Origin of the sequence: Paenibacillus stellifer, assembly GCF_000758685.1 — a bacterium.
Classification (GTDB): Bacteria; Bacillota; Bacilli; order Paenibacillales; family Paenibacillaceae; genus Paenibacillus_AQ; species Paenibacillus_AQ stellifer.
The window spans coordinates 1,411,628-1,427,328 of record NZ_CP009286.1; the positions used below are offsets into that span (position 1 = coordinate 1,411,628).

A 15,701-nucleotide genomic window follows, 5' to 3' on the forward strand; every position below is an offset into this window, starting at 1 on the left:
GGCCTGTAAGGAGCTGATGGAAGTGCTGCGGTTGGCGGTGTCTGGTTCGGTTTGATCCGGGAAGAAGCATAATTGGCTGCAATCAAAAACTAGGATACGAGGTGGATAACCATGCGGATACAAGAGGTAGTTGACGAAAGGCTGCTGGATTCCCTGTCTGGCGGAACCGTAATCGGCATCGATATCGGGTCGAGAACGGGCAAGGCGGTGCTGCTGAAAGGAGAGGAGATTTATACAAGCTCGGTCTATACTGGCATCAATATGCAGGACACGGCCGATGAACTGCTGGAGGATCTGCTGGACAAGTCGGGGCTGACCCGCTCGGAAATCGATTATATCGTGGGAACCGGATATGGCCGGATTGCTCTTCGGTATCCCCATATTCCGACCCGGATCGTGACGGAAATTTCATGCCACGCCATGGGCGCGCATTATCTCAATGCGGACGTGCGGACCATTGTGGATATTGGAGGCCAGGACTCCAAGGCGATCCGGGTAGACCCGTTGACCGGGGGCGTGACCGAATTCGTCATGAACGATAAATGCGCGGCGGGGACGGGGCGGTTCCTGGAGAAGGTGGCCGAAATTCTGGAGCTGAACATCGATGAGCTGGGACAGGAAGCCGTGCTGGCGGACGAGCCGTCGGAGATTAGCAGCCAGTGTGTCGTGTTCGCCGAATCGGAGGTCATCTCGCTGCGGGCAAAAGGAGAGACGCGGCGAAATATCGCCGCAGGTATCCATTTCGCTTCGGCGAAGCGGGTCCGCAACCTGCTCAAGCGGGTTGGAATCGAGCCGGGCCTGATCTTCTCCGGCGGCGTTTCGAACAACGTCGGTATGCGCAAAGCGCTGGAGGACCTGTCCGGTCACCCGCTGATTGAAGCGAAGATCGACACGATCTTTGCCGGAGCCTTGGGAGCGGCGATCCATGCCTTGAATGATTCGCGCGCAGCCTTAACTGACAGCGGGGCCCTATCAGACGGATTCCGGCTCGATTTATCCGGCGTCGAGAACCGGATCGCGGAGCGTCAGGAGCAGCTTTCGGCCCAGGAGGACGATCACAAGAAGGTGGGCTATCTGTGCTCCTATACGCCGCTTGAGATGATCAGCGCTGCCGGCGTCTCCCATATCCGGCTGTTCAAAGCGGGCGACTCCGAGACGGTAGCGAGCGGTGAACAGATTACGCAGAGCGTATTTTGCGATTTCACGAAGAGCATCCTCGGCGCTTTCAAGGAGAAAGACCCGCTCTATACATCGCTGGATAAAGTGTACACGTTCTACACCTGCGATTGCATCAAGACGGTCGGTGAGGCGATCGGCGAGTTTTTTACGCCAACTGACATTTATACCCTTCCCCGCATCAAAGCCAAGCCCTCTTCGCGAGATTTCTATGGCTCCCAAATTCAGAGCTTCAAGGCCGATCTCGAACAGTTGTCCGGGAACGTGATTACCGAAGGGGAGCTGCGTCTGCAGATCAGGCAGTACAATGAGGTCCGCCGGCTACTGACTCAAATCTCCGAACTGCGGAAACGTCCTAACCCGCCGCTCACCGGCAAGGATTACCTGGATCTGATCAAGGCCTTCTATTATTTGCCTGCCGAAGAGCTAATCCCGCTGTACCGGGGCATATATGACAAGCTGTCGGCAGTGCCGGTCCGCGAGGAACGGACGATCCGTCTGTTCATGGCCGGAGGCATTATTGCCGACGGAGACCGGAAGCTTCTGGAGCTGATCGAGGACGAGCTGGGAGCCCGGATCGTTGCCGAGGATCACTGTACCGGACTGAAAATCGCATCCGCCCAAATCGACGAAACGGGCGATCCGTACAAGGCTTTGGCGGAAGGCTATATCGACCAGACGCCTTGCGCCCGGATGAAGCCGCTGGAAGAGCGGGTGAATATTTCGGGAGCACTTGCGACCGAATATCAGGCGGACGGAATTCTGTACGCCTATCTCAAATTTTGCCCTTGCTACGGGCAGGTCAAGAATGAGTTCTTCCGGCATTATCAGCAGCTCGGAATTCCCGTGCTTGAATTGCCGATCGACTATTCGAAGAGCGACCAGGGGCAGCTCAAGACACGGCTTGAGGCGTTCATCGAGGTGCTGAAGGAACGGAAAGGGCTGGCCGCAGGAGCGGTATGACGCTTGGGCATGGGCGCAACATTTTGATTAACGCAAGGGAGATGAAGAGCATGAGTGAATGGAAAGAGATCATCGACCCCGAGCTGCTGTCCTCGCTGACGGGGGATATCGCGGTCGGTCTCGATTTGGGGTCCAGAACGGGTAAGGGCGTGCTGCTGGCCGGAGGCAAGCTCTACACGGCGATTACTCCGACCGGGGTGTATATGCAGGAGACGGCCGACAAGCTGTTGGACAAGCTGCTTAGACAATCCGGGGTTCCTCGCGAGGAGATCGCCTACATCGTCGGTACAGGATACGGGCGCGTCTCCTTGAATTTCGGCGAAACCGGTCATAAAATCGTGACCGAAATTTCCTGCCATGCGATGGGTTCCCATTACTTGAACGCCAAGGTTCGGTCCATCGTGGATATCGGCGGCCAGGATTCCAAGGCGATCCGGGTTGATCCGGCAAACGGCAAGGTTATCGAGTTCATCATGAACGACAAATGCGCGGCCGGAACCGGACGGTTCCTGGAGAAGGTCGCACATCTGCTGGATTTGACGCTGGAGGAACTGGGCGCCGAAGCGTTGAAGGCCGATGAGCCGGCGGATGTCAGCAGCCAATGCGTCGTCTTCGCCGAATCCGAAGTGATATCGCTGAAGGCCAAAGGCGTGTCCGCCGCCAACATCGCCGCCGGCATCCATCTGGCGACAGCGCGCCGGGTCCGCAATCTCGTCAACCGGATCGGGCTTGAGCCGGATCTGGTGTTCTCGGGCGGGGTCTCGAACAATCCGGGCATGACCCGGGCGCTGGAGGAGCTGCTGGGTCATCCGATCAGCCGGGTGAAGCTGGACACGATCTTCGCAGGCGCTCTGGGGGCGGCGGTCTTCGCCCAGAAAGCGGCGTCCCGGGGTGAGAGCGATCTGTCGGACTTTGCCCTCTTGAAAGCCAAATAAAAGAGATCATTCCAAGGAGGTCTTACGAAGATGTCGACGGTATTAACGCATGAGGCTCAGGAGCAGCTGAATCATATCCGGCACAGCCGCGACGTTGTGCACGCTCATTCGCCCGCCATCCAGAAGCTGTTCAATCTGGTCATCGATTATGTGGATGACGCGGAGAGGGCAGGCAAGAACGGAACCAAGGTCATATGGGCCGGCGTGCCCTGGGCAATGCCCCTGATCTATTCTACCGGAGCCATTCCGGTCGCCTTCTCGGAAATGGGGCGGATCAGCGGCCGGGACGCGATCACGGTCTCCGAGGACCATTATCAGATGCCGGCCGAGACCTGCTCGATGGTAAAAGCGACGGCGGGGGAATGGTACTTGCGGAAGCAGGCCGGAACCTCGATCACTCGCATTTTCGGCTCATCCTCCGCCTGCGAGCCCTATAACCTGGCGTGGGAAGTGATGAGAAAGGAAGGCTTCGACGTCTACACCAGCGATATCGTCTATCGGGCGCCAGGTGTGGAGGGAGAGCGGTACGAGGAGCTGGTCCGGTATTTTATCGAAGAAATCCATGAGTTCAATGAGTGGCTGACGGGCAGCCGTGAGATTGACCGGGACAGTCTGCACCGGGAAATTGTCCGCAAGAACCGGATGATGCGCTCCATGCGTGAAATCATGGATTTGCGGCTTCAGCATCCGTTCCATGTCAAGAGTCTGGGCATTATGTATTTGATGAATGGGCTAACCCATTATTTCGGCAAACCCGAGGAATATCAGGAGGTGCTGGACGCGCTGGTCGGCGAATTGCAGGGGCTGGATATCAACGAGGAGGAGCGCAGCCAGGCGATTCCGCTGATCTGGACCGGCGGGAACGGCCAGGAATTCGGCATCTATGACGCCATCGACAATGCCGGGGGCTCGCTGCTCGGCTTCGTCTCATCGCCGTATGCGAAGGATTACCGCGAGGAGATCGATCCGGTGGAATCACTGGTCCGCTTCCAGCTTGAGAGCCAGATGGCGGGCGCGTCGATATACCGGCGCGATGTGATTGAACGGCAGGTCGACCGGATCGGGGCGCGGGGCTTGATCTTGTACGGATATTTGGGCTGCTCCTTCGGAAGCGTGACCCGGGAGATGTACAGAGAGTATTTCCATAACAAAGGCATTCCGAGCATCAACCTGGAGGGGACCTTCCAGGTGGGCGCCGCCAGCGGACAAATTCTGACCCGGATCAAGGCGTTTATCGAGATGCTGTCCTGACCGGCCTGGGCGCCGGGTAGACCGTACCATGCGTGACTGATCTCCTGAGCCGAACTGCAATCCCGGCTTCCTGCTCTGGCTGCAACTCCGGTATGAAGTGTCGTGCGCACATTCCTGCTATTGCCTCCAAGAGGCTCATTTGCTTCCGGTCTCGCGTCTTACGGAATGGGCTCCGGCTCACTGCCCCGCTTTCTTGCGGGCGCGGAACCGGCGGACCTTCATCAGGTTGCCGCAAGCCTTGTCGTCGCAATACCGCTTGGAGCGGTTGCGCGTATCGTCATAATACACCCACAGACAATCGGGGTTGTCGCAAATGCGAAACCTCGATTTGTCCTGTCCTTCCAGCGAACTGGCGAAGGAGCCGGCGATTTCCGCCATGACCTGCTCCCAGCTTGCCGAAGCGGGAACGAGCGTGACGGTGAATCTGCCTTCGCTGTCCCGTCCGGCCCTGCGGATAACAGGCCCCGCTATCATGTAACAGTTCAGCGTTTCCGCAAGCTCCCCGGGTTCTCTTCCATCCACGATGTCCTTGACGATATCAAAAAGGATGCTGCGCAGCACCTTCAGCTTCCCCAGCTCATCCCCATTCGGCGCGGGCAGTGCCGGCAGTCCTTCCTGGACGAGCCATTGTATGGTCCATTCCGGTTCCTCCAGCCGGTCGCGGTCCTTACTGCGGTCCCCGGTTCTCCAATCCCTCCAGTAGCTGTTAATAAAATCAGTCCACAGCATGACATCCTTCCTTTCCATCCCTTGATTGTAACAGGTAAAACTCAGTTTTGCTAGTTACTTGAAATCATTATGTCGAGCATGATACAGTGTCCTTGTAACCTGTATTTTTGACTTTAGGTAGTTACAAACATGTGGGAGGCTTGGAATATGAGCGAAACAATGGTCAACGTGCTGCTGCAAAACTGGGATTACGCGATGGAACAGGAGGATTGGGCCCCTCCTCTGAAGGATGCGCTTGCCGGCGTGGATGACGTGCAGGCGCTATGGAAGCCTGAGGGAAAGGCGGCGAATTCTATTTGGGAGACGGTGAATCATCTTTTGTATTATAAGGAAAGGCTGCTCCGCAAGTTTAAAGGACTGCCGCAGCTTTCATCTGCTGAAAATAATGACGATACCTTCACCGTAGCCGAGAGCGGGCCGGATGCTTGGGCAAAGGCAGTGCAGCATCTTCGTGAAGTGCATGCGGAGCTGAGAGCGGAGATCGCGAAATTCGGCGGCGGTGTCTTTATCCGGGAGGGAGAACGCCATGCGCCGGGTGAGGAGATTATGAGTCTGGTCCTGCACGATGCGTATCATACGGGCCAGATTGTGCTTGTCCGCAAGCTGCAGGGCTCCTGGCCGGCTCAGCGGCATTTTGGCTAGCACCATCCATCGCCGGCACAGTATAACGGACCCGTTCTTCCTTAGCGGAACAGCGGGTCCGTTATTGCTGCCGGGCGAACTTCCGATCTTTGCCGGAGGATGCTGCACGGGCGTAGGTCAGGCACGTCCCTGTCTCCGCTTAATCACGGAATCCCGGTAGAAGTACCAGCATTCGTTCAGCAGCTTGATTTGCCGCCGGTCTTTTTTGTAATACGCCTTCATTAGTTGATGACACAGCCATTGGGGCATAGGTATTCCTCCTCGAATGATTCGTATGACAGCATATGTGGGCGCCGGGTTAAAGGTGCGGTCTACTGCCAGGAGGGCATATGTCCGGAATAGCGGTTCTATAAGGCCGGGCAGCGGCCGCAGCACGGATTCTGGTAGTAATAGGAGGCAGCAGACAGATTGAGTTTTTGATCAAATGTGAGATAAGATTACACAAATAAGCTTTATTTTGAAGAGAAACTGCTTGAATCCTGCCTATTTTACGCACAAAAACACTGTTTATTTCACCTTTCATGTTATGTTTTGAAACATTATTTTATTTTTTTATTGAAAATCATGAAACATTAGTTTATCATACATTCAAGAGCTGCTACACCGGTGCATAGCTTGACTGTTATTACGGCGCTGAAGAAGGTGAGAACATTTATGCATGGAGGTCTTATCAGCATCAAGGAAGCCTTGCCCACACTGAAGCCGCAGGAGCGGATCGTAGCGGATTTCATTCTGGCTCATCCCGAGCAGACGGTGAAGCTGTCGGTTCAGAAGCTGGCCAAGCTGACAGGTGTCAGCGAAGCTACCATCATTCGTCTCTCCCGCTCGCTGCACTTCAAGGGCTTCCAGGAATTAAAAATGAGGCTTGTCGCCGATTTGGCCCAGCCGACCTGGGCGCTGCAGGATACGGAAGCCTATCAGGAGATTCAGGTGGAAGGGTTGACCTCGACCCTGATCGATTCCATTTCCCACAATAATATGCAATCCATTCAGGACACGCTCGCGGTTCTGTCGGCGAAGGAAGTGGAACGGGCGATCGAAGCGATCGAAGGCGCACGGAAGATTTGCGTATTCGGCATCGGCGCGTCGGCGATCATCGCCCAGGATTTCATGCAAAAATTCTCACGGATCGACCGCTGGTGTGAAGCCGCCTATGATTTCAATTCGCAGGCGACGCTGGCCGCCAATCTGACAGAACATGACGTTGCGTTCGGCGTATCCTATTCGGGTCAGACCGAGGATATTATCCAATCGCTGACGGTTGCCAAAGAGAGCGGAGCGACGATTATTACGCTGACGAAGTTCGGAAGCAATCCGGTATCCGGTCTGGCGGATATCAAGCTGTTCACCACCTCTCTTGAGAAGGGCATCCGCAGCAGCGCCACGGCTTCGCGGATTACCCAGCTGAACGTGATCGACATTCTGTATGTCGGGGTGATTCGCCTGAACTTCGAGAGCACGGTCGGGCTGCTGGAAAATACACGTAAAGCGGTAAGGAGCTCCAAACGCGATGGAAATGTGGAATGAGCTGATTGAGGGATGGGTGTCTCAAGGCAAAATACCTGGCGCGGTGCTCGATATCCGCTTCGGGGATGCCTGGCGATATTCGCGGGCATACGGTAGACTAGCTCCGAATACTTCTTCAAACAACGAATCAAGTCATGCGATTGACAGACCCGCCAAGCTGTCCACCCTGTTCGATGCGGCCTCATTAACGAAGGTTGTTGCCACGCTGCCCGCTGCGCTTCTTCTGGCGCAACAGCGGGAGCTTCGGCTGGATGATGAGGTGAGCCGCTATATTCCCGAATTCCGCCACGGCGGAGTGACGCTCAGACATTGTCTTCAGCATACAAGCGGGCTGCCTGCCGATATGCCCGGTTATCTGGATCGCTACACCGCGCTTGATCCGCTGCAGGATGCTCTGGCGCAGGACTTGATCAGCGTTCCCGGAGACCGGGCGCTCTACAGCGATGTCGGTATGATTCTCCTGGGGGTTGTTATCGCCCGCGTTGCCGCGCAGCCGCTCGATGCATTTGTTAAGCAGAATGTATTCGAACCTCTTGGAATGATGGATTCCACTTTCAATCCCCCTGCGGAACTGAGGAACAGAATCGCGGCTACCGAATGGGACGGCCGGCGTTATCTGCAGGGCGAAGTCCATGATGAGAAGGCGTATCGTCTCGGAGGCGTGTCCGGCAGCGCGGGATTGTTCACAACCGCCGGAGATTTGTCCCGGTATGCCGACAGCTGGCTCTATCCGGAACGGTATAACCTGCTGGACCCCGAATGGATAGATGAAGCTGTAAGCCGGGCGATTCAAGGCCGGGGGCTCGGCTGGCAGGTGTGGCAGCAAGGCGGCGATGAGATGGCATGCGGGAAACTGATGCCCGAGGGAACATATGGCCATACCGGTTTTACAGGCGGCAGCCTTTGGCTTGAGCCGAAGCGCGGACTGTCGGTCGTCTTCTTGACGAATGCCGTGCATTACGGGCGGAATAATCTCATCCGGGAGCTAAGGCCGGAACTGCATAACGCGATCTTTGCACATTTCTATATGTCATAAAGACGAATACATTGGATAAAAGGGGAGAGATTGATCTAATGAAGCGTATATTCAAGCACACTGCAACTCTGATGCTCCTGGCTTCTGTCGCGCTGGCTGGCTGCAGCAGCAATTCGGGCGGGAATGCCGCCGCAACGGAAGGCGCAGCCGCCAGTCCGGCAACCGCATCGGGCGAGAAGGTGAAGCTGACCATGGGCAGCTGGAGAACGGATGATAAGGAAGTCTACGATAAGATCATCGCGGCGTTCAACAAGCAGTATCCGAATATCGAAATCGACTTCAGTCCGACCAAAAGCACCGAGTACAACACTGTGCTGAATACGGCGCTCCAGACGGGCGGAGGCCCGGACATTATCCATCTTCGTCCTTATGCCGCAGGTATTGCGCTCGGCGACTCCGGATATGTTGAACCGATCAACGGCCTGAAGGGGCTGGATGCATTCTCCAAGGACGTGCTCGCCGCAGCTACAGGCAAGGACGGCAATATCTACGGTGTGCCGATGGGTCTTAATACGGTTGCCATTATGTACAATAAAGATATTTTCGCCAAGTACAATTTGCAGATCCCGAGCACCTGGAACGAACTGGTCGATACCGCCAAGAAGCTGAAAGAGAATAAAGTCACTCCGTTTGCCATGGGCACGAAGGATGGCTGGATTCTGTCCATCACACACAGCGCACTTGGACCGTCCGCGTATGGCGGCAGCGCTTTTGCGGAACAGCTCGTTAGCGGAGAGAAGAAATTTACCGATCCGGCTTATGTGAAATCTCTCCAGTTAATGAAGGATCTCTCCCCTTATTTCGCGGATAACTTCACAGGCGTGAGCTATGAAGATATGCGGACCCTGTTCGTCACAGGACAAGCCGCCATGTATATTATGGGCGATTTTGACGCAGGCGTCATCGAATCCCAGAACCCCGATTTGCACTTCGACGTATTCCCGGTTCCTCCGCAGAGCGCAGGCGGCAGCCCGACGGTAACGACCTATGTGGACGGCTCTTTTGGAGTCAACGCCAATTCCAAGCATAAAGAAGAAGCGAAGAAATTCCTGGAGTTCGCGGCGTCCCAAGAATTCGGCAATTTGTTCTCTAATGAAATGAAGCGCGTAAGTCCCGTTCCGGGAGTATCGGTCAGCGATCCGGTTGTAGCCAAATTTGCGGAATATGCCAACACCATCTCCACACCGTATGTCCTGCTGGCCAACTTCGGCGTAGGCAACCCGACCACGAAGGTCACAATGGAAAATGACATGCAGGCGTTGTTCTTCGACAAGATGACGGCTGAGAAGGTAGCGGAAGATATGCAGGCCAGCTCGGATAAGTGGAAGGCTTCTTCCAAGTAAGTTCGTTCGAATAAAGTACACTTCAATTCATGTAACAACGTAAATTCACTGATATACCCGGTGTCGGTTTCCGTTGAAACGCCGGGTATCCCTTTTTTAAGAAAGCCAAACGAGGTGAATGCACACTATGAACCAGCTCCCGTATACCCGCAGGAAGAGATGGACAATCCATTTGTTTCCGCTGCCGGCGCTTGCCATCTACCTGACTTTTATTATCTACCCGATCATCGCGGCCTTCTCCTACAGTCTGTACGATTGGTCAGGTATCCGGAAGCTTGATTTCATCGGGCTCTCCAATTTCGTCGACCTGTTCACAATGGAGCCGTTCAATACGATGTTCACCAACGCGCTGAAGCATAATCTGCTCTATTTTGCCTTGGAGATGATTGTCCAGAACGGAATCGCCTTTCTGCTGGCCTATCTAATATATCAGAAGGTCAAAGGCTCGGGGCTGTTGAAGATCGCTTATTTCCTGCCCCGTCTGTTGTCTGTCATTGTGGTCGGCTTCTTGTGGAAGCTGATTCTGAATCCGACCTACGGCACCTTGAACGTGATGCTGCAAAAAGTCGGACTGGAATCGCTCGCCATGACATGGCTGGGAGATCCCAAGACGGCGCTGGTTTCCATTATTTTCGTCAACTGCTGGTTCGGCGTCGGATTGTCGCTGCTTATTTTTCTGGCCGGCCTCCAATCCATTCCGACCGAGATTATAGAGGCTTCCCGTCTTGACGGTGTCAAAGGGATGCGAATGATTACTTCGATTGTTCTGCCGCTGATCGCACAGCAGCTCATTATGGTCACGGTACTGACCTTTATCCAGTCATTCGAAGCATTCGAACTGGTGTATGCCATGCAGGGCTCCATGGGCGAACCGTATTACTCGACGGACACGCTTGCAGTCTTCTTCTACCGGACGGCGTTCGGCGGTTCGGCGGACAGCTCCGCCGCTGTGGGACTCGGCTCGGCGCTCGCCGTGGTCATGTTCGCGATTATTGCCGCGATCTCCGCGCTGTTCCTCATGCTGACCAGGAAGGTGAGCCGCACATGAAACCACATCTTGCATACCGAATCGGCCAGCATGTCATTGGCTATGTGTTCGCTCTGCTGAGCCTGTATCCCGTCTTCCTGATGGTGACGGCTTCCTTCAAGACGACAATCGAAATCTTCACGAAGCCGCTGTCCCTGCCGACCAAATTCTCGCTTGCCGCGTACGACAAGCTGCTCGGCCAGATGCCGTTTGGCACCTATTTTGTCAACAGTGTGATTGTATCGGTTGTCAGTGTCTTCCTGATTCTGCTGACGGCGACGCTGGCTTCCTATTATATTTCCCGTACCCGGTATAAATGGAATGAGGCGCTGCTGTTCATCTTCCTGCTCGGGATGATGATTCCGATCAAGCTCGGCATTGTGCCGCTCTTCCTGCTGATGAAGGGACTGCATCTGACGAATACGGCCTGGTCCCTGATTCTCATCTATACGGCAATCGGCATCCCGATGGGCGTGATGATTCTGTCCGGCTTCTTCCGGACACTCCCGACGGAGCTGGAGGAAGCGGGCCGGATCGACGGCTGCACAGACATGCAGATTCTTGGCAAAATCGTGGTGCCCCTCATGCGCCCGGCGCTCGGAACGGTCATGATCATCAATTTCGTCACAGCCTGGAACGACTTTTTCTTCCCGCTCATTTTCATACAGAGCGAACTTAAGAAGACGATTCCGGTCGGCCTGATGTCGCTGTTCGGGGAATATGCTTCCGACTGGAGCACGCTGTTCTCCGGACTGACCTTGGCCTCGCTGCCGATGATCCTTTTATTCATGTTCGCTTCCCGCCAGTTCATGGACGGCATGACGGCTGGGGCGGTCAAATGACGATCCAGCGGAAACAGGAGGTATCAATCATTGAGCAGCGAGAGCTACGTTATCGGAATAGATGGAGGAGGCACCAAAAGCCGGCTGTATGTAGCCGATCTCTCCGGCGCTAAGCTGGGGGAGGCGACGGGCGGTCCGACCAATCTTCATGCCATAGGCGAAGCGGCCGTGACGGAATCGCTTCGGTCGCTGATAGGGTCCGCGACCGAAGAAGCCGGACGGCGGATTGAGGATTGCGCGGCATTATGCCTCGCAAGCGCCGGAGCAGACCGTCCGGATGACAGAGCGGCGCTTGAGCAGATAGTGGCGGCCTGCGGCATCCGCGGAGTGATCACGGTGACGAATGACGCCGAACCGGTACTGGCCGCAGGCAGTGGCGGGCGCGAGGGCGTAGCCGTCATCTCCGGTACGGGCTCGCTGGCCTACGGCCGCCGGGCGTCCGGCCTGATGGCCCGTGCTGGAGGCTGGGGACATCTGATCGGCGATGAGGGCAGCGGCTATGCGATAGGAGCCAAAGGCATTGCCGCCGCCGTCCGCGCCTATGACGGACGGGAAGCCCCGACTTTACTTATGCCCCGGTTGATGGAGCATTTGGGACTTAGCCGTATGGAACGCATCGTGCCCTATGTCTATCAATCGGCGGGCAAGAAGGAGATCGCCGCTCTTGCGGCGGTGGTCCATCAGGCTTATCTCGAAGGGGATGAAGCGTCCGCCCGCATTCTCAAGGAGGCGGCCGAGGAGCTTGCTCTGATGGCAGGTGCCGTAATCGAGGCGCTGTCTTTTGGGGAGGAACCGCTGACGGTTGTGTGCAGCGGCAGCGTATTTGCCAACATGAACTATATTTACGCCACATTTACGGAACTGCTGCAGCGGAGCTATCCGTTAGCCAAGGCAGTGCTTCCTGATACAGATGCGGCCTATGGAGCGGCTCTGCTTGCGCTGCTCTCCCTTCAGGATAACCCTTGAGTCCTGTATGCATAGCCGGGCAGCGGCGGGCATCGCGAGTATGGCCGGCAATTGAGGCAGAGAGGAGACACCGATGTTGGAGAACTTGGGAGAATTGTTGACAGAAGGCAGGAATGAACATCCGGAGTCTTTGGACACCTGGTCGAGTCTGGAAATTGTGAAGCGAATGAACCGCGAAGACGCCCTGGTGGCGGATGCGGTGAGCAATAGATTGGAAGAGATTTCGCAAGCTGTTGATTTGATCACGAATGCGCTGGATAACGGCGGAAGGCTCCTGTATTTTGGCGCAGGAACAAGCGGAAGGCTGGGCGTGCTGGATGCCTCGGAATGTCCGCCGACGTTCGGAACCGATCCGGAGCTGGTCCAGGGAGTAATTGCCGGAGGCACGGAAGCGTTGTTCACCGCCATTGAAGGTGCGGAGGACTCGGAGGAAGGCGGCGAGCGGGATGTCTGCGAGCGGGATGTGGGCGCAGGCGATGTTGTTGTCGGCATCGCAGCCAGCGGCAGAACGCCTTATGTCATCGGCGCGCTTAGAGCGGCCAGGGCCGCAGGCGCCTCCACGGTTGCCGTCGCCTGCAATACGCCTTCGGAAATCGGGAGGCATGCCGACATTGCCATTGAGGTGCCGGTCGGTCCTGAGGTGGTCACCGGTTCCACCCGGCTCAAAGCAGGCACTGCGCAGAAACTGGTGCTGAACATGCTGACGACAGGAGCCATGATCCGGCTCGGCAAAGTCTATGACGACCTTATGGTCAATCTGCAGGCGACCAACAAGAAGCTGCAGGAAAGGGCTAAACGGATTGTGGCGGCGGCCACGGGACTTACTGCGGAGGAAGCGGAGCATGTGCTGGCTGCAGCCGAGGGAGACTGCAAGACCGCCATTGTAATGCAGAAATGTTCCATTGACGCTGAATCGGCGCGTGAATTGCTGGTCCGGTCGCGCGGCCGGGTCCGCGCAGCGGTGGAAGCCGGTCTGGAAGGGGGCGGAGCTGAATGACGGGAGATTCCGCCGCCGCTGAAGGAGACCGGCATACGAGAATACGGGACATATCCCTGCGGCATATTTCCGTCCCGTTGATCAAGCCGTTCAAGACGGCGCTGCGCACGGTCGAAACGGCGGAGACGATAGCCGTCGTCATCACCGACGGCGAGGGACGGCGCGGCTATGGCGAAGCGCCGCCGACGCTGGCCATCACAGGCGAGCAGCTTGAGGGAATCGCGGCGTTCATCCGCCGCGCATCGGCATTGCTGCTCGGGCAGGAGCCGCTCAGGCTGGAGGCGGCTCTCGCGCTTCTCCAGCGCGGCGCCGTAGGCAACTCCAGCGCGCGGGCTGCGCTGGATATGGCGCTGCACGATCTAGCCGCGCAGCAGGCGGGCCTGCCGCTGTACCGATTCCTGGGCGGCTATCGCGATACCTGCCGTACGGATTTCACGGTCAGCGTGGATGCGCCGGCGCGCATGGCGCAGGATGCCGCAGACATCGCGGCTTCCGGCTTTCGGACTTTGAAGATCAAAGTCGGACTTGGCGATGTCTCGCTTGACATCGAACGTGTCGCCGGAATCCGCGCAGCGGTCGGTCCCGGCGTCAAGCTGCGGCTTGATGCGAACCAGGGCTGGAGCGCGAAGGAAGCCATTCGGGCGATCACGGCGATGGAGGATGCCGGACTGGATTTGGAGCTTGTGGAGCAGCCGGTTCCGGCCCGCGACCTGAAAGGACTTGCGCAGGTGACCCGCTCGGTCGGGACTCTCATTATGGCCGACGAGAGCGTCTTCGGTCCGCAGGATGCCATGGCGTTGCTTGCCGAGCGCGCCGCCGATTTGCTCAATATCAAGCTGATGAAGGCGGGCGGTATCCGTCACGCCGTCACGATCTGCCGGATGGCGGAGGCCTGCGGCATCGAATGCATGGTCGGCAGCATGATCGAGACGCGGATCGGCATCACGGCGGCCGCCCATTTCGCGGCCTCGCAGCCCAATGTCACACGCTTTGATTTTGACGCCCCCCTGCTGCTGTCGGCCGATCCCGTAGCGGGTGGCGTGCGGTACGAAGGAGCGGATATGTTCCTCTCCCCGTTGCCGGGCCTAGGCATTACGGATTTGAAGGCGGAATATATGACCGAACTCTAAGCTCAAAATCCTAAACTTTAAGCTCAAAATCCTAAACTCTAGGCTCAAAGTCCTAAACTCTAAAAAAACAAAACCCGAACATGCAGGCCGCATGCTTCGGGTTTTGCTTTTTTCCTATAGGGGCTTGAATACCGGTAGTTTACTGTGCCCGCTCCGCTTCCTCTTCGTACCACTGCTCCAGCTGAGCCTGGAGGGCGCGAATCTCGGTCAGCAGTGAGATTAGCGGGTAGTTCTGTTCGTCAATCGAGGCAAAAGCCTTCTCCAGACGGTTGATGTAATCCAGTCCGGATTCGAGGGAGTATCCTTCGCGGAGAAGCTCCAGCGAATCGCACTCCGCAACCGCCAGCGGCAGATCCGGCACATTGTCTGCGGTTAACTTGTCGATTTCCTTGTTAAGCCGCAGATTGAGCGCGCTGAGCTGATAGGCGTAATCTTCGGGCATTTCCACAAATTGAAGCTCCTGGTGCTGCTGCAGAATGACGTAACGCATATTTGACATCGATATTCTCCCCTCCGTGCTTTCCTGGGTGCGGCCGTGCCCGCAACATGGCGCAGGCTTCCGCTTTCTCTTGAAGTGTAGCGTATGCGCAAGTTACAATTCAAGTAGATCCATAGAAGATTACCGAAAGGACTGGAAGAGAATCTCATGAGCATGACGGACGAAGAGCTTCAGCACTGGATTGAACGGGTGTCTCGGGAGAGCTTCGGTTTGCCTTTTCGGCATAAAGCATCGTTCAACAGCAGGCTGTCCACTACAGGCGGACGATATTTTATGAAGAGTCATAACATCGAGATCAATCCCCATCAACTGGCCGCATATGGACATGAGGAGACAGAGAAGATCATCAAGCACGAGCTGTGCCACTACCATCTTCATCTGGCTCAAAAAGGGTACCGCCACCGGGATGCCGATTTCAAGACGCTGCTTGAGCAGGTCGGCGGAAGCCGCTTCTGCCAGCATCTTCCCGGAGCCAAGGCGCGCAAGCCGCTGCCGTACCGGTACAAGCTGGTATGCAGACGCTGTGCAACCGAGTATCTGCGCAAGCGGAAGGTAGATCCACGGCGATACCGATGCGGGAAATGTACCGGTCCGCTGAAGCTGACGCCCATCGGCGAAGCCTGATGAGATGGCGTTAC

At 56.4% G+C, this 15,701-nt stretch carries 16 protein-coding genes; 13 read left to right on the forward strand and 3 right to left on the reverse strand.

Annotation, left to right across the window (positions count from 1 at the left end; translation table 11 throughout):
* Positions 1–111 precede the first annotated feature (111 nt).
* The 3 genes from PSTEL_RS06375 to PSTEL_RS06385 are packed head-to-tail and all read left to right on the forward strand — an operon-like array spanning position 112 to position 4,325.
* Complete coding sequence (locus PSTEL_RS06375) at positions 112–2,139, forward strand: 2-hydroxyacyl-CoA dehydratase (RefSeq protein WP_052098232.1); 2,028 nt, start codon at positions 112–114, stop codon at positions 2,137–2,139.
* 50 nt (positions 2,140–2,189) lie between these two features.
* Complete coding sequence (locus PSTEL_RS06380) at positions 2,190–3,074, forward strand: acyl-CoA dehydratase activase (protein ID WP_084064782.1); 885 nt, start codon at positions 2,190–2,192, stop codon at positions 3,072–3,074.
* Between the two features lie 30 nt (positions 3,075–3,104).
* Positions 3,105–4,325: a 2-hydroxyacyl-CoA dehydratase family protein gene (locus PSTEL_RS06385; RefSeq protein ID WP_038694286.1), complete on the forward strand. Its 1,221-nt coding sequence runs from the start codon at positions 3,105–3,107 to the stop codon at positions 4,323–4,325.
* A gap of 177 nt (positions 4,326–4,502) precedes the next feature.
* Here PSTEL_RS06385 and PSTEL_RS06390 read toward each other — a convergent pair whose 3' ends face one another.
* Positions 4,503–5,054 carry a CGNR zinc finger domain-containing protein gene (locus tag PSTEL_RS06390; RefSeq protein WP_038694288.1) on the reverse strand — a complete coding sequence of 184 codons (552 nt, stop codon included), beginning with the start codon at positions 5,052–5,054 and terminating at the stop codon, positions 4,503–4,505.
* A gap of 147 nt (positions 5,055–5,201) precedes the next feature.
* Here PSTEL_RS06390 and PSTEL_RS06395 point away from each other — a divergent pair, with 147 nt between their 5' ends.
* On the forward strand, positions 5,202–5,696 hold the full coding sequence (locus PSTEL_RS06395) for a DinB family protein (protein WP_038694290.1): 495 nt from the start codon (positions 5,202–5,204) through the stop codon (positions 5,694–5,696).
* A 117-nt stretch (positions 5,697–5,813) separates the two neighbouring features.
* Here the strand turns inward: PSTEL_RS06395 and cmpA are convergent, their stop codons facing one another.
* The gene (cmpA, locus tag PSTEL_RS27485) at positions 5,814–5,945 is read right to left on the reverse strand and encodes a cortex morphogenetic protein CmpA (protein ID WP_156995804.1); all 132 of its coding nucleotides are present in this window, start codon (positions 5,943–5,945) and stop codon (positions 5,814–5,816) included.
* Between the two features lie 357 nt (positions 5,946–6,302).
* On the opposite strand from cmpA, the gene PSTEL_RS06400 reads away from it, so the two are divergent.
* The 8 genes from PSTEL_RS06400 to PSTEL_RS06435 all read left to right on the forward strand — a co-directional run bounded on the left by PSTEL_RS06400 (position 6,303) and on the right by PSTEL_RS06435 (position 14,564).
* Positions 6,303–7,223, forward strand: coding sequence for a MurR/RpiR family transcriptional regulator (locus tag PSTEL_RS06400; protein WP_483823597.1), 921 nt, complete (start codon positions 6,303–6,305; stop codon positions 7,221–7,223).
* On the forward strand, positions 7,207–8,259 hold the full coding sequence (locus PSTEL_RS06405; RefSeq protein ID WP_038694294.1) for a serine hydrolase domain-containing protein: 1,053 nt from the start codon (positions 7,207–7,209) through the stop codon (positions 8,257–8,259). The genes PSTEL_RS06400 and PSTEL_RS06405 overlap by 17 nt, the downstream gene beginning before the upstream one ends.
* A gap of 38 nt (positions 8,260–8,297) precedes the next feature.
* Positions 8,298–9,602 carry an ABC transporter substrate-binding protein gene (locus PSTEL_RS06410; RefSeq protein ID WP_038694297.1) on the forward strand — a complete coding sequence of 435 codons (1,305 nt, stop codon included), beginning with the start codon at positions 8,298–8,300 and terminating at the stop codon, positions 9,600–9,602.
* A 127-nt stretch (positions 9,603–9,729) separates the two neighbouring features.
* Complete coding sequence (locus PSTEL_RS06415; RefSeq protein ID WP_038694299.1) at positions 9,730–10,650, forward strand: carbohydrate ABC transporter permease; 921 nt, start codon at positions 9,730–9,732, stop codon at positions 10,648–10,650.
* Positions 10,647–11,471: a carbohydrate ABC transporter permease gene (locus PSTEL_RS06420; RefSeq protein WP_038694300.1), complete on the forward strand. Its 825-nt coding sequence runs from the start codon at positions 10,647–10,649 to the stop codon at positions 11,469–11,471. The genes PSTEL_RS06415 and PSTEL_RS06420 overlap by 4 nt, the downstream gene beginning before the upstream one ends.
* A 30-nt stretch (positions 11,472–11,501) precedes the next feature.
* On the forward strand, positions 11,502–12,437 hold the full coding sequence (locus PSTEL_RS06425) for a BadF/BadG/BcrA/BcrD ATPase family protein (RefSeq protein WP_038694302.1): 936 nt from the start codon (positions 11,502–11,504) through the stop codon (positions 12,435–12,437).
* Between the two features lie 73 nt (positions 12,438–12,510).
* Positions 12,511–13,434 carry an N-acetylmuramic acid 6-phosphate etherase gene (gene murQ, locus PSTEL_RS06430; RefSeq protein WP_038694304.1) on the forward strand — a complete coding sequence of 308 codons (924 nt, stop codon included), beginning with the start codon at positions 12,511–12,513 and terminating at the stop codon, positions 13,432–13,434.
* On the forward strand, positions 13,431–14,564 hold the full coding sequence (locus tag PSTEL_RS06435) for a dipeptide epimerase (RefSeq protein ID WP_052098233.1): 1,134 nt from the start codon (positions 13,431–13,433) through the stop codon (positions 14,562–14,564). Before murQ ends, PSTEL_RS06435 begins: the two co-directional genes overlap by 4 nt.
* 139 nt (positions 14,565–14,703) lie before the next feature.
* Here PSTEL_RS06435 and PSTEL_RS06440 read toward each other — a convergent pair whose 3' ends face one another.
* Positions 14,704–15,063, reverse strand: coding sequence for a hypothetical protein (locus tag PSTEL_RS06440; protein ID WP_038694306.1), 360 nt, complete (start codon positions 15,061–15,063; stop codon positions 14,704–14,706).
* Between the two features lie 153 nt (positions 15,064–15,216).
* Between PSTEL_RS06440 and PSTEL_RS06445 the strand changes: the two genes are divergently transcribed.
* Entirely contained in the window at positions 15,217–15,687 is a 471-nt protein-coding gene (locus tag PSTEL_RS06445) for a SprT family protein (RefSeq protein ID WP_052099165.1), read from the forward strand.
* Positions 15,688–15,701 lie beyond the last annotated feature (14 nt).